This window comes from Mycobacterium sp. NGS68 (assembly GCF_059812195.1).
In genome coordinates this window covers 30,179-48,818 of the sequence record NZ_JCALCE010000022.1, presented here as the reverse complement: position 1 = coordinate 48,818, position 18,640 = coordinate 30,179, and the positions used below count along the sequence as shown (strand labels likewise).

Annotated in this window: 22 protein-coding genes; 16 read left to right on the top strand and 6 right to left on the bottom strand. The window is 65.3% G+C overall.

The genetic code is table 11. From position 1 onward, the window contains the following. The first annotated feature begins 43 nt into the window (after nucleotides 1-43). Nucleotides 44-433: a hypothetical protein gene (locus AC5Y5V_RS21895; RefSeq protein WP_499939972.1), complete on the top strand. Its 390-nt coding sequence runs from the start codon at nucleotides 44-46 to the stop codon at nucleotides 431-433. A 6-nt stretch (nucleotides 434-439) separates the two neighbouring features. Here AC5Y5V_RS21895 and AC5Y5V_RS21890 read toward each other — a convergent pair whose 3' ends face one another. Then, nucleotides 440-1,042, bottom strand: a complete 603-nt coding sequence (locus AC5Y5V_RS21890; protein ID WP_499939970.1) for a TetR/AcrR family transcriptional regulator — start codon at nucleotides 1,040-1,042, stop codon at nucleotides 440-442. A 102-nt stretch (nucleotides 1,043-1,144) separates the two neighbouring features. On the opposite strand from AC5Y5V_RS21890, the gene AC5Y5V_RS21885 reads away from it, so the two are divergent. The 5 genes from AC5Y5V_RS21885 (at nucleotide 1,145) to AC5Y5V_RS21865 (ending at nucleotide 5,580) form a co-directional block, all read left to right on the top strand. Then, nucleotides 1,145-1,930, top strand: a complete 786-nt coding sequence (locus tag AC5Y5V_RS21885) for a hypothetical protein (RefSeq protein WP_499939814.1) — start codon at nucleotides 1,145-1,147, stop codon at nucleotides 1,928-1,930. Then, nucleotides 1,927-2,757: a hypothetical protein gene (locus tag AC5Y5V_RS21880; protein WP_499939812.1), complete on the top strand. Its 831-nt coding sequence runs from the start codon at nucleotides 1,927-1,929 to the stop codon at nucleotides 2,755-2,757. The genes AC5Y5V_RS21885 and AC5Y5V_RS21880 overlap by 4 nt, the downstream gene beginning before the upstream one ends. After that, the gene (locus AC5Y5V_RS21875) at nucleotides 2,750-3,328 is read left to right on the top strand and encodes a cytochrome c oxidase subunit 3 (protein ID WP_499939810.1); all 579 of its coding nucleotides are present in this window, start codon (nucleotides 2,750-2,752) and stop codon (nucleotides 3,326-3,328) included. Before AC5Y5V_RS21880 ends, AC5Y5V_RS21875 begins: the two co-directional genes overlap by 8 nt. Nucleotides 3,329-3,331: 3 nt before the next feature. Beyond that, nucleotides 3,332-3,616, top strand: a complete 285-nt coding sequence (locus tag AC5Y5V_RS21870) for a cytochrome C oxidase subunit IV family protein (protein ID WP_499939808.1) — start codon at nucleotides 3,332-3,334, stop codon at nucleotides 3,614-3,616. A 236-nt stretch (nucleotides 3,617-3,852) separates the two neighbouring features. Next, nucleotides 3,853-5,580, top strand: coding sequence for a PE domain-containing protein (locus AC5Y5V_RS21865; RefSeq protein WP_499939805.1), 1,728 nt, complete (start codon nucleotides 3,853-3,855; stop codon nucleotides 5,578-5,580). A 45-nt stretch (nucleotides 5,581-5,625) separates the two neighbouring features. Here AC5Y5V_RS21865 and AC5Y5V_RS21860 read toward each other — a convergent pair whose 3' ends face one another. Next, nucleotides 5,626-6,918 (bottom strand): cytochrome P450, encoded by a 1,293-nt coding sequence (locus AC5Y5V_RS21860; RefSeq protein WP_499939803.1) that lies wholly within the window; start codon nucleotides 6,916-6,918, stop codon nucleotides 5,626-5,628. Between the two features lie 194 nt (nucleotides 6,919-7,112). Here AC5Y5V_RS21860 and AC5Y5V_RS21855 point away from each other — a divergent pair, with 194 nt between their 5' ends. Further along, nucleotides 7,113-7,832 carry a TetR/AcrR family transcriptional regulator gene (locus AC5Y5V_RS21855; RefSeq protein WP_499939969.1) on the top strand — a complete coding sequence of 240 codons (720 nt, stop codon included), beginning with the start codon at nucleotides 7,113-7,115 and terminating at the stop codon, nucleotides 7,830-7,832. Here the strand turns inward: AC5Y5V_RS21855 and AC5Y5V_RS21850 are convergent. Continuing rightward, nucleotides 7,748-8,188, bottom strand: a complete 441-nt coding sequence (locus tag AC5Y5V_RS21850) for an Rv2576c family protein (RefSeq protein ID WP_499939799.1) — start codon at nucleotides 8,186-8,188, stop codon at nucleotides 7,748-7,750. The genes AC5Y5V_RS21855 and AC5Y5V_RS21850 overlap by 85 nt on opposite strands. After that, nucleotides 8,185-8,940 carry an enoyl-CoA hydratase/isomerase family protein gene (locus AC5Y5V_RS21845; protein WP_499939967.1) on the bottom strand — a complete coding sequence of 252 codons (756 nt, stop codon included), beginning with the start codon at nucleotides 8,938-8,940 and terminating at the stop codon, nucleotides 8,185-8,187. The genes AC5Y5V_RS21850 and AC5Y5V_RS21845 overlap by 4 nt, the downstream gene beginning before the upstream one ends. 122 nt (nucleotides 8,941-9,062) lie before the next feature. On the opposite strand from AC5Y5V_RS21845, the gene AC5Y5V_RS21840 reads away from it, so the two are divergent. From AC5Y5V_RS21840 to AC5Y5V_RS21820, 5 genes are all read left to right on the top strand, one after another. Next, nucleotides 9,063-9,482, top strand: a complete 420-nt coding sequence (locus AC5Y5V_RS21840) for a lipoprotein LpqH (RefSeq protein ID WP_499939797.1) — start codon at nucleotides 9,063-9,065, stop codon at nucleotides 9,480-9,482. Nucleotides 9,483-9,572: 90 nt separating this feature from the next. Next, the gene (locus AC5Y5V_RS21835; RefSeq protein WP_499939795.1) at nucleotides 9,573-10,763 is read left to right on the top strand and encodes an amidohydrolase family protein; all 1,191 of its coding nucleotides are present in this window, start codon (nucleotides 9,573-9,575) and stop codon (nucleotides 10,761-10,763) included. 45 nt (nucleotides 10,764-10,808) lie between these two features. After that, a complete protein-coding gene (locus AC5Y5V_RS21830; protein ID WP_499939792.1) occupies nucleotides 10,809-12,278 on the top strand; it encodes a FadD3 family acyl-CoA ligase in 1,470 nt (489 codons plus the stop codon). Next, nucleotides 12,275-12,916 carry a fatty-acid--CoA ligase gene (locus AC5Y5V_RS21825; RefSeq protein ID WP_499939790.1) on the top strand — a complete coding sequence of 214 codons (642 nt, stop codon included), beginning with the start codon at nucleotides 12,275-12,277 and terminating at the stop codon, nucleotides 12,914-12,916. The genes AC5Y5V_RS21830 and AC5Y5V_RS21825 overlap by 4 nt, the downstream gene beginning before the upstream one ends. Nucleotides 12,917-12,928: 12 nt before the next feature. Beyond that, nucleotides 12,929-13,114: a (2Fe-2S)-binding protein gene (locus tag AC5Y5V_RS21820; protein ID WP_499939788.1), complete on the top strand. Its 186-nt coding sequence runs from the start codon at nucleotides 12,929-12,931 to the stop codon at nucleotides 13,112-13,114. Between the two features lie 4 nt (nucleotides 13,115-13,118). Here the strand turns inward: AC5Y5V_RS21820 and AC5Y5V_RS21815 are convergent, their stop codons facing one another. Further along, entirely contained in the window at nucleotides 13,119-14,792 is a 1,674-nt protein-coding gene (locus AC5Y5V_RS21815) for an alpha-keto acid decarboxylase family protein (RefSeq protein ID WP_499939786.1), read from the bottom strand. Between the two features lie 62 nt (nucleotides 14,793-14,854). On the opposite strand from AC5Y5V_RS21815, the gene AC5Y5V_RS21810 reads away from it, so the two are divergent. Genes AC5Y5V_RS21810 through AC5Y5V_RS21795 form a run of 4 tightly spaced genes read left to right on the top strand, consistent with a single transcriptional unit; the run spans nucleotide 14,855 to nucleotide 17,360 of the window. Beyond that, nucleotides 14,855-15,304: an SRPBCC family protein gene (locus AC5Y5V_RS21810; protein ID WP_499939784.1), complete on the top strand. Its 450-nt coding sequence runs from the start codon at nucleotides 14,855-14,857 to the stop codon at nucleotides 15,302-15,304. A gap of 5 nt (nucleotides 15,305-15,309) precedes the next feature. Beyond that, on the top strand, nucleotides 15,310-16,389 hold the full coding sequence (locus AC5Y5V_RS21805) for a CaiB/BaiF CoA transferase family protein (RefSeq protein WP_499939782.1): 1,080 nt from the start codon (nucleotides 15,310-15,312) through the stop codon (nucleotides 16,387-16,389). A 57-nt stretch (nucleotides 16,390-16,446) separates the two neighbouring features. Continuing rightward, nucleotides 16,447-16,905, top strand: a complete 459-nt coding sequence (locus AC5Y5V_RS21800) for an SRPBCC family protein (protein ID WP_499939780.1) — start codon at nucleotides 16,447-16,449, stop codon at nucleotides 16,903-16,905. A gap of 11 nt (nucleotides 16,906-16,916) precedes the next feature. Further along, nucleotides 16,917-17,360 (top strand): SRPBCC family protein, encoded by a 444-nt coding sequence (locus AC5Y5V_RS21795; RefSeq protein WP_499939778.1) that lies wholly within the window; start codon nucleotides 16,917-16,919, stop codon nucleotides 17,358-17,360. Here AC5Y5V_RS21795 and AC5Y5V_RS21790 read toward each other — a convergent pair. Continuing rightward, nucleotides 17,338-18,528, bottom strand: coding sequence for a pyridoxal phosphate-dependent aminotransferase (locus AC5Y5V_RS21790; RefSeq protein ID WP_499939776.1), 1,191 nt, complete (start codon nucleotides 18,526-18,528; stop codon nucleotides 17,338-17,340). The genes AC5Y5V_RS21795 and AC5Y5V_RS21790 overlap by 23 nt on opposite strands. Nucleotides 18,529-18,640: the final 112 nt, after the last annotated feature.

Genomic DNA, 18,640 nt, shown 5'->3' with positions numbered 1-18,640 from the left:
CAGTTCTTTTCAGGTGTGGCAAAGTAATGGAGTGCGCTTCATCGTGGCAATAGCTGCCGCGCTGCTTGGTGCCGGTGTGCTGGTAGCGCCGCCCGCCTTTGCCGGGCCGACCGTCTGCGATTACCCCGCCTGCACCCCGGGCATCATGCCGCATCAAGTTCTCGGGGCGCCCTGTGACAACACCACTTATTACGTCTTCGGTGTCGATGAAGGTGTCGTCCCTCCCGGCAATCAGCCCGGGCGGCTGATGTTCTGCGGCTCGCCGCGCAGATACCAGCCTCGATGGTTCCGGTCGCCTCCGATGGCGGGGATCAAGGTCGAAGGCGCTGCGTGCCAGAATTTCCAGAACTACGTCGCCCAGGCGCCCGACGGCCTCTTCCTCATCTGTTATGCGCACGATGAGGTTCTGACTTGGGTCCGCGCCGACACGTAGCCGACGCTAATCCCGTTCGCCTCGAGGTAGACCCAGCAGGCGCCGGCTCAAGTCGGTAACCCGGGTGAGCAATGTGTCGTCGTCGATGTCGGCAACCAGCGGATGCATGACAGCGGTGCTGAGCGCGCCCGAGAACATGGCCGCCTCGATCCGCCCGTCCAGCCCTGCATCGCTGAGCAGCACCTGGTAAAGACGGTCCATGAAAAGTTGAAACGGTTTGTGCTCGGCCAGCAATCGGACGACGACGGGGTCGAATTGCAGCGTGCGCACCAACCGGCGGTCGCGAACGGCCATCTCAATCACACCCACCAACAAGGCATCTCGCGCCTGAGGCCCGTCCTCGTATGCTTCGGCGGCCTCGAGCGCCGGCTCGAGTCTGCCGAGTTCGCGTTCGGTCACGGCGATGACGATCTGCTCTTTGGTCCGGAATTGATGGTAGACAGCAGCTTTCGTGATGCCGACGGCATCGGCGATCATTTGCAGCGACGTCCCGCTGACCCCGTGCATGGCAAACAGGTCCAACGCGGCATCGAGTACCCGCGTCCGGGCCGCGCTGTGTTCGATCAGCCAGAATTGCCCGTCGGTGACCGGCTGACGTGTCGTTCCCACGCACCGAGAGTAGATGACGCTATTGACCATGGCTAGCCGATCGGCTAGCTTCGCTGACTAGTCGGCCTATGGCGGCATGTTTCGTGTGAAGAAGGAGTACCGATGTCCGACGTCGGCGGAACCGATTCAGGCGGTCGCGCATCCGCTCCAACCGCGCCGCGGCGGATTGATGGCGAGCTGATCTTGGTCTGGACTTTGCCGGCGGTGCTGATCCTGTGGATTGCCGCCTTCTTCCTGTTCCCCGGCTTCAATCCGCCGATGTCGCCCACACTGTCCGCAGAACAGGTCGCCGCGTTCTATCGCGATCCGGCGCATCTCCCAGAGATCCGATACAGCATGATCGTGTTCAACTGGTTCGGCGTGTGCCTGGTTCCGATACTGAGTCTGATCGCGCTGCAGATCCGCCGAATGGCACACAGGACGCCGATCTTCTCCTACGCCATGCTGGGCTGCGTGGCCGGTGGGCCGACGCTATTTCTCATCGCCAACGTCTGCTGGCTGCTGGCCGCGTTCCGCCCGGAGAGGCGTCCCGAGCTCACGCAGCTGCTCAATGATTTCGGCTGGATCACCTTCACGATCCTGGTGCCCTTCCTGATCGGGCAAAGCGTGATCCTCGCCGTGGCCATCTATTTCGACGATCAGCCGCGTCCGATTTTCGGCCGTTGGGTTGCTCACTTCAACCTTTTGGTGGCGGCGGCGCTGGTGCCCGCCGCCTTCGTCGGCGTGACGTTGACCGGCCCGCTCGCGTGGGACGGCTTCCTGTCCTTCTGGGTGAAGAACGTCGCCATTGCCGTCTGGATCGGCGTGATGGGCGTCGTCTTGGGGCGGGCCGTCTACCGGAAGCGCGCCGGGTACCTCCGGCAAGACGAAGAACTGGTCAGCGCATGAGCGCGGTGCTTACGCCGCAGGCATTTCCGGCCACGCCGCCGCCGGGATCGCTGCCCCGCCGGATCGGCTGGCACTTGCGGCACAACCCCAAGCGCGAACTGTGGTTCGCGTGGTGGACGCTCGTCGTCTTCTACAACCTGTTCTTCCCGGTGTTCTTCATCGTGGCGCAGGTACAACCGCCTCCGCAGCCCACCTGGGACCTCGCGACGCAGGTCCACTGGTTCCACGAACGCCAGCTCGGGATACCGATCGGCTTTGGCGTCATATTCGCCATCTCCGGCATGACCGCGATTAACAACGCCCTGATCGCGTATTCGATGCGACGGATGTCGGTCAGCCGCGCGTTCGGATACTCGTACCTGATCATCTACTCGCTCAGCGCGGTTCCGGGCCTGCTGCTGCTCTGTATCGCGCTGATCGTCGGAACGTTGCGACCGGAGCGAGACCCCGAGGTCATCGGCTGGCTCTACGACTTCGCATTCCTGTCCTTCGACGGGACCATGGGAGTGTTCCTGATCGGCTCGCTGATCTGGATGCTCGCGATTCTGTTGGACAGAAATCGAGTGTTTCCCAAGTGGTTTGGCTACCTCAACCTGTGCAACGCACTGACCGAGGTGGTGGTGGCCCCCTGCTGGATCTTCCGGCGCGGCGTGTTGGCCTGGAACGGCCAGATCGCCTGGTGGCTGGACATGGTCGTGTTCGGGGTCTACCAGATCACGTTCATCGTCATGCTCTTCCAGATGATCCGCCGCGAAGACTTCGGTACTGGCCCTCTCCCGGAACGCAAGCCCGATCGTGCGCGAACAGGGGCGGCGCGCGATGACTGAGCTGGCCGATCAGAACGCACACAGCCGGTCGGTGCCGGGCCAGCCGGACATGTGGGCCTTCGTATTGTTCGAGACACTGGTCTTCACCGGATATTTCGGCTTCTACCTGTTCTACCGTGCCCGAAACGCCGAGCTATTCCTGCATTCTCAAGCGCAGTTGGATCTGCGTGTCGGCGTGCTCAACACCCTCGTCTTGTTGCTGAGCTCCTGGTCGGTGGCGCGGTGCGTGCAGTCGGCCCGTACCGGCGCATACAGTGCGGCACTGCGAGACGTGTTCATCACGGCCGCCTTAGCCGCAACCTTCCTGGTTTGCAAGGTGCTTGAATGGACGCGCCTGGTCGGCATGGGAAATGGTTTCGACAGCGACGACTTCTTCACCTACTACTTCTTTCTCACCGGGATCCACTTTGTGCACCTGCTGATCGGGTTCGTCGTCCTAGGCGTGATGGTGTACCAACTTCGCAATCCGGCGCGACGGCAGCAAAAGCTTGTCGAAACCTGTGCCACCTATTGGCACACCGTCGACTTCCTCTGGGTGATCATCTTCGCGTTGCTGTATGTGGTGAGGTGACCCGTGGTCAAATTCGACAAGAGGCTGCTGTTCGTGTGGGTGTTGCTCGCGTCGCTCACGCTGGCCTACCTCTGGATAGACCACTCGGCTTATCGATCGAACAGCACCAGCGCGATCGTCACGTCAACCGTCATCGTGATCGCGTTGGTCAAGGTGCGCATCATTTTTCGCGAGTTCATGGAAGTGCGCAATGCTCCTGCTCTGCTGCGCCGATTAACGGATGCCTGGGTGGTGCTGATCGGCTTGGGCCTGTTCGCGAGCTACTTCGTCGGAATCGCGATCCGGTAGTTGCGACCTCCTCGAGGACGCTGGCGATGGCGACACACCCATGGGGAGTTGCATTAACCGGATTCTTCGATTGAAACGCTGGACACAGCCTGCGACTTTCGTGTAAAAATTGTAACGCTTCCGCAAAAATGAGCGGCTTTTATGGCAAATAAAAGCGTTCTTTATTGCGCCCGTGGGACGTTTTATGCAATTTGTAACGGCCATATCGGATCTCTCGATGACGCGAAGGTGATGCTATGTCTTTTTTGATCGCGGTACCGCAATTGGTTGCCGATACCGCCTCGGAACTCGATCAAATCAGTTCGACGTTGGGTGCGGCCAATGCGGCGGCCGCGGAGCGGACACTGGCGTTGCTGCCGGCGGCAGGCGACGAGGTGTCGTCGGTGATCGCGTCGCTGTTCTCCGGCCATGCTCAGGACTTTGCATCGCTCAGCGCCAAGGCGGCGACCTTCCACGACCGGTTCGTACAGGCATTGAACAGCGCCGGGAATTCTTACGCTGCCGCCGAGGCGGCTAATGCCTCGCTCATGCAGACGTTGGAGCGCGACGTGCTGGGCGTGATCAATGCGCCGTTCATGACGATGCTGAATCGCCCGCTCATCGGCAATGGCACTAATGGGGCAGCGGGGACCGGCCAGAACGGCGGGGCCGGCGGGCTGCTGTGGGGCAACGGCGGCAACGGTGGGTCCGGCGGGGCCGGACAAGCCGGGGGCAGGGGCGGTGACGCGGGTTTGTTCGGCAACGGCGGGACCGGCGGCACCGGCGGGACCGGTCCGAGTGGTATCGCGGGTTCGTCGGGCGCCAATCTTAACGGCGGCCCTGGCGCTCTCGGGGGCGCCGGGGGCCGGGGTGGCCTGTTTTACGGGAACGGCGGAGACGGCGGTAACGGCGGTGCCGGCGGTAACGGCGCGACGGGCGGGACCGGCGGCGCGGGCGGCGCGCCGGGGACCGGTGGCCAAGGCTCGGCATTTTTCGGCCATGCGGGCAACGACGGCGCCACGGGCGCCGCGGGCGCCGATGGCGCTACCGGTGGTGGCACCGGCAACGGAGTGTTCTCGCCCTACGTGGACCTAACGCTCTGGCCAGGGCCTAACGGATACGACTTCGCGGCCGCCGCCAAGGCGGGGGTCAAGAACGTGACGCTCGCCTTCATCGACGCCAACGCGAATGGCAATGGTCAGGCCACCTGGGGTGGCTATGACGCGTACCAGATCGACAAGGGCTCTCAGATCGCGTATATCAACGATCAGATCAAGGCCATGCACGCCGCCGGCATCCAGGGGACCCTCTCGTTCGGTGGGGAGAATGGGACGGATCTGTCTGCCGTGCCAGGTCAGACCGCCGACAATCTATACAAGCAGTACTCGTCGATAGTGGATACCTACAAGATCTACAACCTCGACTTTGACGTCGAAGGTGGGTTGCAGTCCAACAACGCTGCGCTGGCGGTCCAGACGCAAGCGATCCGGATGCTGCAAGAACATGAGGCGTTCATGGGCACACCCGTGACGGTCAGCTACACCCTGCCGGTGATGCCGACCGGTCTTGTCGAGGGGTCGAACGGTGGGCTGAACGTTCTACAGATCGCCCAGACCAATGGTGTGAACGTGTCGCGGGTGAACGTCATGGCCATGGACTACTACGGCTCTTGGGACAACCCCGGAAACCCGGGTATGGGCCAGTACGCAGTGGATGCCGCGACAGCCACACATACCCAATTGATGAGTCTGTATCCCCACCTGACCAGCGAGCAGGCGTGGCACATGGTGGGCGTGACGCCGATGATCGGACAGAACGACGACCCGAGCGAGTTTTTCAGCATCGCCAACGCTCAACAGCTGACGCAATTTGCCCAGCAGAACGGTATCGGTGAACTGTCGATGTGGGAACTGCCCCACGACACATCGACATTTGGGTACTCACAGGTCTTCGAGCAGTTCCAAGCTCCGGACCTGCTCACGTGACATCTGCCGACGCCAGCTAGGCGGTCCCTTCGCTGCACAAACGCTTCAGCCCACCGGCGCGACCGCGTCCGCGGTGGTGAACGTCAGGTGCAGTTGGCTCAGGCCGCGCAGGATGTATGTCGGCTCATAGGTGTAACGACGCTCGGTGGCCGGCCCGTGATGGGCTTCGTTGATTTCGATGTGCGGCATCCGGTCCAGGAGCCGCTCGATCGAGACACGCCCCTCGACGCGGGCAAGCGGACCGCCGGGGCACGAGTGCACGCCACGGGCGAACGCCATGTGTTCGCGAACGTTCTTGCGGCGCAAGTCGAACTCGTGCGGGTTCTCGAAGCGGCGCGGGTCGCGGTTGGCGGCACCCGGCAAGATCATCACCACAGTGCCCGCGGGGAGGTCGACACCGCCGATGGTGGTCGCCTTGCGGACCAGCCGGGAGTCGCTCTTGACGGGGCTGTCCATCCGTAACGACTCCTCGATGAACCCGGGAATCAGGCTACGGTCCTCACGTAACTGTTGCTGGATGTCCGGCCGGTCGCCGAGTACCTGCATGGCGGCGCTGAGCAGCTTCGCGGTGGTCTCCTGTCCGGCGGCGAAGAGGAACGTCGCCGAGCGGACGACCTCGATCACCGGGGGCGTCGATCCGTCCGGATACTTCGCTTCCGCCAGGAAGCTGAGCACGTCGCCGCGCGGCTCGCGCCGACGGTCCTCGATGTAGTTGCAGAACTTGTCGTCGAGCCATTCCAGCGGGTTGACGCCGACGGACTCGTGGTCCAGTGCGCCCACCCTCCCGGGCCGGTCGGCGCCCAATACGGTGCGGAACTCCTTGTGGTCCTCTTCCGGCACGCCGAGCAGGTCGGCGATCACCAGAGTGGCAAACGGCTTGGAGTATTCGGCGATGAATTCGCACTCACCGGTGTGCAGGAACTCGTCGAGCTGACGGTCGGCGAGGCGCCACATGAACTCCTCGTTCTGCTTCAACCGGCTCGGGGTCAGCAGCCGGCTCAGCACCGACCGAGCCTTGGTGTGGTCCGGTGGATCCATGGTGACCATGTGTTCGTACATCGGGAACGAGCTGCGGTACTCGTCGATCTGTGCGCTGATGTCGTCGCCCTCGGGCTGGAAGGGAAGGGGAGGAAACGGCCCGCCGAGACAGACGATGTTCGAGAAAATGTCGGGGTTCTTGTAGACCTCGGTGGCCTCCTCGTAGCCGGTCACGGCGACCACCCCGTAGTGCGGCAGGCGCAGCACCGGGTTCTGGCTGCGTAGGTAATCGAAGTACGGGTGCGGATCGGGGACCAAGGACTGGTCGGTGAAGAAGTCGATCGAGGCGTAGTCACTCATCGGATTGTGTCTCCATGGGCTGGGTTTACCGGTGGTGTTCGGCGGCAAGCGCAATCGCCGCCCGATGTCGAGATCCAGAAATGTGCTGAGCACTTGCTTAGCATGGCGGTAATGTCATGGTCAAGGTTGTGGTGCCGGGCCGCGATACGATCCCTGACGTCGGCACGGGAGCGCAGGGAGTCAGGAGTGATGGCATGACCGGTTCTTCCGGTTCTTCCGGAGCCCGCAGGATCGGGGCGCCGGACGCGAAGAATCGCGGCCTGCTCCTCGACGCGGCCGAGCAGTTGATGCTCGAGGAGGGCTACGCCGCCGTCACATCGCGTCGGCTCGCCAGCCGGGCGGGGCTGAAACCCCAACTCGTGCATTACTACTTCCGCACGATGGACGAGTTGTTCCTCGAGGTCTTCCGCCGCCGCGCCGAAGAAGGTCTTCAGGTGCAGGCGCAAGCGCTGCAATCGCCGCAGCCCTTGTGGGCGGTCTGGAAGTTCGGCACCGATCCGGCGTTCACCCGAATCTCGATGGAGTTCATGGCGCTGGCCAATCATCGCAGGGACATGCGGGCCGAAATCGCTTACTACGCCGAGCGTTTCCGCGAAGAACAGCGAAAGGCGGTGGCGGCCGCGTTGCAGCGCTACGGCGCGGAACGCGAGGACGTGCCGGCGGTCGTCTGGACCGTGCTGATGACCAGCTTGTCGCGGTTTCTCGTGCTCGAGCAGGCCATCGGCATGTCCGGGGGCCATGCCGAAACCGTGCAGTTGGTCGAAAGCTATCTGCGCCGACTGGAAGGTGAGCCGACGTCCATCGCGGGTGTACCGGATGCCTGGGTGGTTCACCAGTTCCGCAGCGAGCAAAGCACGCCTTTGGGTCCATCTTTGGAGACGACGACTACGCCATCTACCGCCAACTCGCAATGAAGGTTCGGCGTCCCGGGTTCCGTACCCGTGCTCGCCACCACCATCGCATACACGTCGGGTTTTGACAGGTCAAGTTCGTAACTCCAGGGCTTGCCCGGCGCGATATCGACGTCGACGTGCGGCGTGAAGGAGTACGGGTTGTGGCTGTAGTCGGCAAAAATGGCCGGCTCATGATCCAGGTAATAGATATCGGTATAGATCGGATTCTGCGCGCTGACCGTGTACTTGATGTGATGCATCACGGGGTCGTCGGCATGTGCGCGTCCGCTGCCCGCGAGCACACCCGCGACCGCGCAGGCGCACGTCAACGACGCGACGGCGCCAATGCCCAGCGCTGTCTTCATCCTGGTGGTCATCGCGCTCCTCCAGCTGCCGGACGGGATTTGGCGTTGCGGTTCATGAGCCGTTCTGCGGCTTCCCAATGCGGGTCGGCAACCCATAGCCGTGCAAAGGATGCTATCGCCTCATCAGCAGAAACTCCGCGTATTACGCGCTTTATGTCCGTCGCCGGGCGGCGGGCCAGCGACCTCGCGATGGCTCGCCATCCCTCGTCAGGAGAGTCGAAGACATCGCGGGGCAACACCCGGTCCACCAGGCCGATCCGCTCGGCGTCAGAGGCGCTAACGGCGGTTCCCGAACCGGCCAACAGCAGCGCCTTGCTCTTTCCGACCAGCGCGGCCAGTCGCTCGGCCCCGCCCCAGGCGGGCATGATCTCCAGCTGAACCTGATTGAAGGCGATCCTGATGTCGTCTGCCGCCACCCTGATATCGGCGGCGACCGCGACTTCGGCCCCGCCGCCGAACGCGTGGCCGTTGAGCGCGGCGATGACGGGGGCGGGGAAGTCTGCCAGCTGGTCGCAGACGGACCGCATCCGCCGCGCCATGGCGGCGGCGTCTTCCTCGGTGCGCAGCGCGCTCAACTCTTTGAGGTCACCGCCGGATACGAAGGCGTGCTCTCCGGCCCCCTTCAACACGAGCGCGTCGGCGCCGGCCGCCGCATCGAGCGCCTTCTCGAGCTGGTCCATGGTGTCCGGCGCGATGGCGTTGCGTGCGTGGGGTCGATCGATGGTGAGCACGGCGAGTCCGTCGTCGATCTCCAGGTCCACCAATGCTGCTGCGCTCCTCGAACAAGAAACCCGGACAAGAAACCCGATATTGGCATTCTCTTTTTGTGAGAATAACATCATCGATGCAAGTCGCATGATTTGCCCAGCTAGATGGAGGCAACTCCGTGCAGAACCGAATTGTGGCCGCCGCTACGGTGCTCGCCGTCGCCCTGCTCGCGGGATGCTCGTCGGGGCCACCGACCGAAATCGCCGGCACGGCAACGGTGACCGTGGGTGGTAACGATCGGAAGTTCGACGTCGTGACGTGCGGTCAGCGGGAGTGGAGCCGGACGATCGACATCGGCAGCGGTTCCACCGGGGCCAAGGTCATCATCGACGAGAACACCCAACCGGTGCGGGCCCAGTCGGTGCACATCCAGAACGTGGGTGGGTTCAGCGGCATGTACTCCCCGGGTGGCGACGGCAACGCGGACGCCAGCTTGAGCGGTGACAAATTTGTCATCAACGGGACCGCGCACGGCTACAACGCCGAACAGCCCGGTGAACCGGCCACCTTCCCATTCAAAATCGTCGTGAGGTGCTGACGGGCTGCGAACCCCGGGGTTGGGGGGACCCCTGTTGCGGCTGGGCGCGGTTAGAGAATACAATTCTCAAAAATTGCGAAGGAGGATTCCATGGGCCAGTTGTCGCACCGGGAGGACGTGCCGTTTCCGATCTTTGATGCGGATAACCATCTCTACGAGCCGCCGGAGGCGCTGACCAAGTTCCTGCCCAAGGAGTACAAGGACTACGTCCAGTACGTGCAGATCAACGGGCGCACCAAGATCGCCATCCGCGGCCAGATCAGCAACTACATTCCCAACCCGACCTTCGAGGTCGTCGCCCGGCCGGGCGCCTGGGAGGAGTACTTCAAGTACGGCAACCCGGATGGCAAGAGCAAGCGCGAGCTGTTCGGTGAGCCGATGCGCGCGATCCCGGCGTTCTTCGAGCCCGGTCCGCGCCTGGAGACGATGAACGAGCTGGGCCTGGACAAGACGCTGATGTTCCCGACGCTGGCCAGCCTGCTCGAGGAGCGGCTGCGCGACGACCCGCTGGCCATCCACGTGCTGGTGCACGCGCTGAACGAGTGGCTGGACGAGGTCTGGGGCTTCAACTACCAGAACCGGATCTTCACCACCCCGGTCATCACCCTGCCGATCGTCGAGAAGGCGATCGAGGAGCTGGAGTGGGCGGTCAAGCGGGGCGCGCGTTGCATCCTGGTCCGTCCGGCTCCGGTCCCCGGCTTCCGCGGCCCCCGGTCCTTCGCGCTGCCCGAGTTCGACCCGTTCTGGGAGCGGGTCGTCGAGCACGACGTGCTGGTCGGCATGCATTCCAGCGACAGCGGCTACTCCCGCTACACCTCCGAGTGGGATGGCGCCGATCAGGAGATGCTGCCGTTCCAGACCAACGCGATGGGCATCCTCAACGAGTGGCGGCCGATCCAGGACTCGGTGGGGTCGTGGGTGATTCACGGCGCGCTCTACCGCCATCCCAAGCTGAAGGTCGCGATCGTCGAGGCCGGCTCGAAGTGGATGACGCCGTTGCTCGACGGCCTGGCCGAGGTCTTCCGGAAGGCGCCCGAGGCCTTCCCGAGCGACCCCGTCGAGATGGTCAAGAACCGGATCTACGTCAGTCCGTTCTTCGAGGACGGCATCGACGACCTGGTCAACCTCGTCGGCGTGGATCAGGTCCTGTACGGCTCGGACTGGCCGCACCCGGAGGGACTGGCGGAGCCGACGTTCTACGTCAACGCGCTGTCGCACCTGTCCGTCGACGACCAGGCAAAGATCATGGGCGGCAACCTCGGTCGGCTCGTCACGGTGTGACCCGGGAGCCGGCCAATCACACCTGAGTGGCAGACCATCCCCGAGATGGTCTTGAGCGCAGCGGACCGTTTCGGCGACGCGGAGGCGGTTGTCGACGGCCCGCTGCGCTTGACGTTCGCCGAGCTTGTTCAACGAATACGTTGCGCGGCCGGCGCTTTCGCCGCGGCGGGCATCGAGAAGGGTGACCGCGCCGCGATCTGGGCACCCAACTCGGCCGAGTGGATCATCGCGGCGTTCGGGTTGCTCACCGCGGGTGGCGTGCTGGTGCCGGTCAATACGCGGTTCAAGGCGGACGAGGCGGCCGACGTCATCGTCCGCAGCGGGGCGAAAGTCGTCCTGGCCCAACAGGGATTCCTGGGCCAGGACTTCGCTCTGTCATTGAAGCCCTTCGGGGCTCCGCCGGTCATCGATCTGAAGTCCGACTTCCTCGCCGACGGTGCCCCGTTCGAGCGCGCGGTGCACGGCGCCGACGTCTCGGACATCATCTTCACCTCGGGAACGACTGGTCGGCCCAAAGGCGCGATGATGAATCATCGCCAGACGCTGCGCATGTACGAAGAGTGGGCGACGCTGGCGGACCTGCGGGAGGGCGACCGGTATCTGCAGATCAACCCCTACTTCCACACCTTCGGTTTGAAGGCGGGCCTGGTCGCATCCTTGCTGCGCGGCGCCACGATGCTGCCGGTCGCGGTTTTCGAGATCGACACGGTGGTGGATCTCATTGAACGCGAACGCATCACGATGCTGCCCGGGCCGCCGACGCTGTACCACTCGTTGCTGACGGTGCGCGACAAGGCCAAGCTGGCGACCCTGCGGGCGGGCGTGACCGGCGCCGCCGACATCCCCGTCGAACTGGTGCGTCGCATCCACGGCGAGCTCCCGTTTCAGACGTTGATGACCGGCTACGGACTGACCGAGGCCGGCAACGTCACCCTGTCCCGGCCCGGCGACTCGTTCGAGGATGTCGCCTGTACCGCGGGCCTGCCCTGCGACGGGGTCGAGGTACGCATCGCCGATGACGGGGAAATACTGGTTCGCGGGTATAACGTCATGACAGGCTATCTCGACGATCCCGTCGCGACCGCGGAGGCGATCGATCGCGACGGCTGGCTGCACACGGGAGATCTGGGAAACTTCGACGACGGGTCTGATGGTGGTGACCCGCCGCGCCCGGCGCGACCGGGCTCGCGATCACCACAGAGGCGCCTGCGCGTCGTCGGGCGCAAGAAGGACATGTTCATCGTGGGTGGATTCAATGCCTACCCGGCGGAGATCGAGGGGTTCCTGCTCGAACACCCCGCCGTGGCCCAGGCCGCGGTGATCGGAGTTCCCGACGAGCGCCTCGGCCAGGTCGGAAAGGCCTTCGTGGTGACGAAAACGCCCGTGTCCGAGGAGGATCTGTTGCGTTGGTGCCGAGACCGGATGGCGGGATTCAAGGCACCCCGGTCCGTCGCGTTCCTCGACGCGCTGCCGTTGAATGCCACCGGAAAAGTGGTGAAGGACCAACTCCGTTGAGCACCGGCGACATTCACTCGATGGTGATCGCGTCGGACTACCGGGTCGCGGATCCGACTCGCGTCTGGCCACTGCTGGAGCGCAGGAAGGCGGCCCTCGCCGATATCGGCGCACACCACGTGCTCGTCTACACGTCCACGCACGATTACGGGCGCGTGCTGGTGATGATCGGAGTGCACAGCCGGGAACCGATCGTGGAGTTGCTGCGTTCACGGGTCTTCTTCGACTGGTTTGACGCGGTGGGCGTCGACGACATCCCGGCCGTCTTCGCCGGCGAGATCATCGACCGCTTCGTCACGACCGACCCCGCGGCGGGGGCGCCGGGCTCCCCGGGTGCCCCGGGGGTTGTCGTCGCCGCCATCGCGTCGGTCGGCGACGTGTCGACCCTGAGCACCGGGGTCCGCAGCGCGCTGCCCCGGTTTGCGGCTGCGGGCGTCCGAAAGACTTGGGTGTTCCAGGCTTTCGACGACGAGCACGAGGTGCTGATCCTGTCGGAGTTCGGCGACGAGGAGGAAGCCAGGCACTGGATCGACCATCCCGACGCGGCCGCGCAGTGGATGAGCGGGGTTGGCGCGGGCGCCTATCCGCCGCTGTTCGTCGGGCGCATGTTCGACACGATGCGCATCGAGCGGGACTGAGCGGACCGCTCGATGTGGGTGTGCCTGTGCAACGGAATCACCAGCCAGATGGTGACCGAGGCGGTCGCGGCGGGGGCGTCGACGAGCAAGGACGTCGCGCAGATCTGTGGGGCCGGCGCGGACTGCGGACGTTGCCGGCGGACGGTCCGTGCGATCATCGCGTCGGGCAGCACCGATCGACCGGCACACTCGGTATAGGTGTCTACTCCGGCGGCGCCATGGGGCCGACGAGTTGGGCCAGCAGGGGCGGGATGTCGAGTCGCGGTAGTACCACCTCGACGAGCACCGTGCGGTCCTGATGCCGCGCTGCCGCGGTGAGCGCGTCGTCGAGTTCGCCGTAGGTTTCTGCCCTGAACGCCAGGTGGTTGGCCACCCCGAGGGCCTCGGGGATGTCTGTCCAGCGCCAGCCGACAATGTCGTTGTAGGGGGCCGTCTTTCCGTGGATCGCGCGCTCGACGGTGTAGCCGTCGTTGTTGACCACCACGATGACCGGCGACAGCCCCTCGCGGGAGAAGGTGCCGAGTTCCTGCACGGTGAGCTGCGCCGCGCCGTCACCGATGAGCAGCACCGTGCGGCGCTCCGGATGGGCCACCGCCGCCCCCACCGCGGCGGGCAGCGTGTAACCGATTGAGCCCCATAATGGTTGGCCGATGAACGTGACGCCGTGCGGCAGCCGGTGGTCCGCCATGCCGTAGAACGACGTGCCCTGATCGGCGAGCACCACATTGCCCGGCGTCAGGGCGACACAAAGCCGGTCCCACAACACCTGTTGGGTCAGCGGCTCGTCGCGCGCCGGCGTCGGCGTCGCCGGGGCGTCCGGCGGCGGCGGCACGGCCGGTGACGTAATCCCGCGACCCGTCAGGATCGTCGTCAGCGCGCGAAGCGCCGCATCCATCTCCAGGGGGGCGAACACCTTGCCGGCGATGGTGCTCTGGTACTGCCCGACGTCGATGTTGCGCGTCGGGTCGATCCGCTGGCTGAAGAACCCGCTGACCATGTCGGTGAACACCACCCCGGCGGTCACCAGCACCGGCGCGTTCTCGATCGCGGTGCGCACCCGTTCGGCGCTGGCGGCTCCCGCGTAGATGCCCAGGAAGTTGGGCGAGCTCTCGTCGAGCAGGCTCTTGCCCCACATCAACGTCGCGTGCGGCACCACGTCGGCGGCCAGCAGCGCCTCGAGCGCGTCGACCGCGTGCAGGCGATGCACCAATAGGTCGGCGAGCACGGTCAGTTGGTGGTCGCCGATCAGCCCGGCGGCCGCGTCGGTGAACAGGGACAGCGCGCGCGGGCTGGTGCCGCCGGTGGGGTGGGGCAAAGGCCCGGCTGGCGGTTCGGTGGGAAAGCGGGCCACGTCGGTGGACATCAATATGTAACCGGGGCGCTTCTGTTCGCGCACCTCGATGAGCACCCTGTCGATCTCTCGGCAGGCCGTTGCCGGCATGAGATTGGTCTGGGCACAGGTGATTTCGCGGCTGATCCGGAAGAAGTGCTCGAAGTCGCCGTCGCCGAGCGAATGATGCAGCGCCCGACGGGTGCCCTGGGCGTCCTTCGACGGGCCGCCGACGATGTGCACCACCGGCACGTGCTCGGCGTAGCTGCCCGCGATCGCGTTGGCCAGCGACAGCTCGCCCACCCCGAATGTTGTTACCACGGCGGACATTCCGCGCAGTCGGCCGTAGCCGTCCGCGGCATAGCCGGCATTGAGTTCGTTAGCGCTGCCCACCCAGCGAATGGCCGGGTGCGCGACGATGTGATCGAGGAACTCCAGGTTGTAGTCACCGGGGACGCCGAAAATCTCGGTGACACCGAGTTCGGCGAGGCGGTCCAGGAGGTAGTCACCGACGGTATGGGCGGGATCGCTGGGAGAGTCAGTCACGAAGACGACGGTACGCCGTCGAAATCGTGTCCGACGGCGCGCGGTTTCGCTATGGTTCGGGCATGGCAATCAAAGAATCCCGCGACATCGTCATCGAAGCCAGTCCCGAGGAGATCTTGGACGTCATCGCCGATTTCGAAGCGATGCCGGAGTGGTCGGAGCCCCACCAGAGCGCCGAGGTCCTGGAGACCGGAGACGACGGGCGGCCCAGCAAGGTCAAGATGAAGGTCCGCACCGCGGGCATCACCGACGAGGCGGTGATGGCCTACACCTTCAGCGGCAACGAGGTGACCTGGACGCTGGTCAGCTCCGCGCAGCAGAAGTCGCAGGACGGCAAGTACACGCTAGTGCCGCAGGGCGGCAAAGAGGCCACTCTGGTCAAGATGGAGATCACCGTCGACCCGAACGTTCCGCTGCCCGGCTTCGTGCTCAAGCGGGCGGTCAAGGGGTCCATCGATTCCGCGACCAAGGGGCTGCGCGACCGCGTGCTGAAGGTCAAGAAGGGCAAGTAGTCCCGGTGACTGGCGGGGGGCCCCTGGCCGGGGTGAAGGTCATCGAACTCGGCGGCATCGGCCCCGGGCCACACGCGGGGATGGTGCTTGCCGACCTGGGAGCTGACGTGGTGCGGGTGCGCCGGCCCGGCGGCCTGCAGATGCCTGCGGAGGATCGCGACCTGCTGCATCGCGGGAAGCGGATCGTCGACCTGGACGTCAAGACGCAACCCGGAGTGCTGCTGGAGTTGGCCGCCAAGGCCGACGTGCTGCTGGACTGCTTCCGCCCGGGCACCTGCGAACGGCTCGGCATCGGGCCCGAGCACTGCGCGGCCGTCAACCCGCGGCTGATCTACGCGCGCATCACCGGCTGGGGGCAGGACGGACCGCGGGCCCCGACCGCGGGACACGACATCAACTACCTGTCGCAGACCGGGGCGCTCTCGGCGCTGGGATACCGCGACCGGCCGCCGATGCCGCCGCTGAACCTGGTCGCCGACTTCGGCGGCGGGTCGATGCTGGTCCTGCTGGGCATCGTCGCCGCGCTGTATGAGCGCGAGCGGTCGGGTCAGGGCCAGGTGATCGACGCCGCCATGGTTGACGGGGTCAGCGTGTTGGCCCAGATGATGTGGACGATGAAGTCGACCGGGGCGCTGCGCGACGAGCGCGAGTCGTTCCTGCTCGACGGCGGCGCACCGTTCTACCGCTGCTACGAGGCCTCCGACGGCAAGTACCTGGCCGTCGGCGCCATCGAGCCGCAGTTCTTCGCGGCGTTGCTGGCCGGGCTGGGCCTGTCGGCCGACGAGGTGCCCAACCAACTCGACATCGGGGCGTACCCGCGCATGCGTGCCCTGTTCGCCGAACGGTTCGCCAGCCGGACCCGTGACGAATGGGCAGCGGTCTTCGCCGGCACCGACGCGTGCGTGACCCCGGTGTTGTCGTGGACCGAGGCCGCCGCCGACGACCACCTGCGTGCGCGGTCCACGGTGGTCACCGCGCACGGCACCGACCAGGCCGCGCCCGCGCCGCGGTTTTCCCGGACGCCCCCCGGGCCCGTCGGCGCGCCCCCGTCCGGCACCACATCCATTGCCGAAATAACTTGGTAATCAAGCAATCACATAAAAGCGGCGCGGGAACGGCGGCTCGTTGCTAGCCTGGAGGCAGTGGCTATACAGACATCGCGCGAGATCGTTATCGATGCGCCGCCGGAAGTGATCATGGGGGCGCTTCGGGACGTTGATGTGTTGTCGCAATGGTCACCACTGCACAAGCGGGTCGAAGTCCTCGACCGCTATCCGGATGGCCGCCCCCACCACGTCAAGGCCACCGTCAAGATCATGGGTCTGATCGACAACGAGATCCTCGAATACCACTGGGGCCCGGACTGGGTGGTCTACGACGCCAAAGAGACGTTCCAGCAGCGTGGTCAGCACATCGAGTATCACGTGGAACCCGAGGGTGTCGACAAGAGCCGGGTGCGTTTCGACATCACCGTGGAACCGTCGGGACCGGTGCCGGCCTTCATCGTCAAGCGTGCGACCAAGACGGTGTTGGACGCCGCCAGCGACGGGCTGCGCAACTGGGTCGCCAGCAATGTGACCGTCCGCAACACCGAGGGCTAATTTTGTAGCCAGTGGCCGTACAAGCAGCACGAGACATCGTCATTGAGGCGTCGTCGGAGGTGATTCTCGACGCGCTCGCCGATATTGCCTCGGTGCCCTTGTGGTCTGCGGTGCACAAGCGGGCGGAAGTCATCGACACCTATCCCGACGGCCGGCCGCGCCTGGCCAAAGTCACGGTCAAAGTGATCGGCATCGTCGATCAGCAGGTGCTCGAATTCCACTGGGGCCCCGACTGGATGGTGTGGGACGCCCGCAAGACCATGCATCAGCACGGCCAGCACGTCGAGTACACGCTGCACCGCGAGGGCGAGAACCGGACGCGGGTGCGGTTCGGCATCACCCTGGAGCCGTCGGCGCCGCTGCCGGAGTTTCTGGTGAACCGGGCCCGCAAAAAGGTGCTCAGGTCCGCGACCGAGGGCCTGCGGGATTTCGTCATGAACCGGCCGGGCCGCTGAGGGCCCGCAGTCGCCTGATCGCCTCGTCGAGGGTTTGGTCGGTTTTGCAGAACGTGAAGCGCACCAGGTGATTCCACACGTCCGTGTAGGTCGCGTCGGGATCGCAGAACGCCGACATCGGGATCGCGGCCACCCCCACTTTTTCCGGTAACGCGGCGCAGAACGCGGTGCTGTCGTCGTAACCCAGTGGGCGCGGGTCGGCGCACAGGAAGTACGTGCCGTGGCTGTCGTGGACAGCGAAGCCGATGTCCGCCAGGCTCGCCGCCAGTCGATCGCGTCGGGCCTGCAGGCGTGTCCGCAGGTCGGCCACCCAGGCGTCCTGGGTGTCCAGCGCCAAGGCCACCGCGGGCTGCAATGGCGCGCCACTGACGTAGCTCAGATACTGCTTGGCCGCCCGCACTCCCGCGATGAGCTGCTTTGGGCCGCAGGCCCATCCGATCTTCCACCCGGTGCAGTTGAACATCTTGGCCGCGCTGGAGATAGTGACGGTGCGTTCGGCCATGCCGTCGTAACCCGCCAGCGGCAGGTGGCGGTGGCCCTGGGGCGAGGAGTACACCAGGTGCTCGTAGACCTCGTCGGTGATCACCAAAAGGTCTGCGGCGACCGCGATCTGGGCGATCGCCTCGAGCTCGGCCGAGCTGAGCACCATGCCGGTCGGGTTGTGCGGTGAGTTGACGATCAACGCTCGGGTTCGCGGCGTCACCGCTTTGCGCAGGGCGTCGGCGTCCAGCGCGAAGCCGCGGCCGTCTGCAACCAGCGGCACCGGCACCCGGTGGGCGCCGGCCATCGCCACCACCGGCGAGTAGGAGTCGTAGAACGGCTCGATCAGCAGGACCTCGGCGCCAGGCTCGACCAGGCCGAGAACCGCCGACGCGATGGCCTCGGTGGCGCCGACGGTCACCAGCACCTCGCTTTCGGGGTCGTACTCGATGCCGAAGTGTCGGAGGCGTTGCGCGGCGATGGCCTGCCGCAGCGGCGCGATGCCCAGGCCGGGCGGGTATTGGTTGACGCCGTTGGCGATGGCGTCCTGCGCGGCCTTGAGCATCTCCGCCGGGCCATCCTCGTCGGGAAAGCCCTGCCCGAGGTTCACCGCGCCGATGCGCGCGGCCAGCGCCGACATCTCGGCGAACACCGTCGTTGCGTAGGGCCGCAGCCGCGACACCGTCATGGTGGTCGAGCTTAGGGTGCCGCGCGCGTCGCTTGGCCCCCGCGAGCGTGCGGCGGGCTGTGCACTCGACCGCCAGTGTGCGGCGGGCCGCACGTTCGGCGACGTGGGATGA

Excerpts from the sequence above, each read along its gene's own strand:
- AC5Y5V_RS21885 (WP_499939814.1), top strand. The coding sequence starts at position 1,145 with ATGTCCGACGTCGGCGGAACCGATTCAGGCGGTCGCGCATCCGCTCCA.
- AC5Y5V_RS21880 (WP_499939812.1), top strand. The coding sequence starts at position 1,927 with ATGAGCGCGGTGCTTACGCCGCAGGCATTTCCGGCCACGCCGCCGCCG.
- AC5Y5V_RS21875 (WP_499939810.1), top strand. The coding sequence starts at position 2,750 with ATGACTGAGCTGGCCGATCAGAACGCACACAGCCGGTCGGTGCCGGGC.
- AC5Y5V_RS21865 (WP_499939805.1), top strand. The coding sequence starts at position 3,853 with ATGTCTTTTTTGATCGCGGTACCGCAATTGGTTGCCGATACCGCCTCG.
- AC5Y5V_RS21860 (WP_499939803.1), bottom strand. The coding sequence starts at position 6,918 with ATGAGTGACTACGCCTCGATCGACTTCTTCACCGACCAGTCCTTGGTC.
- AC5Y5V_RS21855 (WP_499939969.1), top strand. The coding sequence starts at position 7,113 with ATGACCGGTTCTTCCGGTTCTTCCGGAGCCCGCAGGATCGGGGCGCCG.
- AC5Y5V_RS21850 (WP_499939799.1), bottom strand. The coding sequence starts at position 8,188 with ATGACCACCAGGATGAAGACAGCGCTGGGCATTGGCGCCGTCGCGTCG.
- AC5Y5V_RS21835 (WP_499939795.1), top strand. The coding sequence starts at position 9,573 with ATGGGCCAGTTGTCGCACCGGGAGGACGTGCCGTTTCCGATCTTTGAT.
- AC5Y5V_RS21830 (WP_499939792.1), top strand. The coding sequence starts at position 10,809 with ATGGTCTTGAGCGCAGCGGACCGTTTCGGCGACGCGGAGGCGGTTGTC.
- AC5Y5V_RS21820 (WP_499939788.1), top strand. The coding sequence starts at position 12,929 with ATGTGGGTGTGCCTGTGCAACGGAATCACCAGCCAGATGGTGACCGAG.
- AC5Y5V_RS21810 (WP_499939784.1), top strand. The coding sequence starts at position 14,855 with ATGGCAATCAAAGAATCCCGCGACATCGTCATCGAAGCCAGTCCCGAG.
- AC5Y5V_RS21790 (WP_499939776.1), bottom strand. The coding sequence starts at position 18,528 with ATGACGGTGTCGCGGCTGCGGCCCTACGCAACGACGGTGTTCGCCGAG.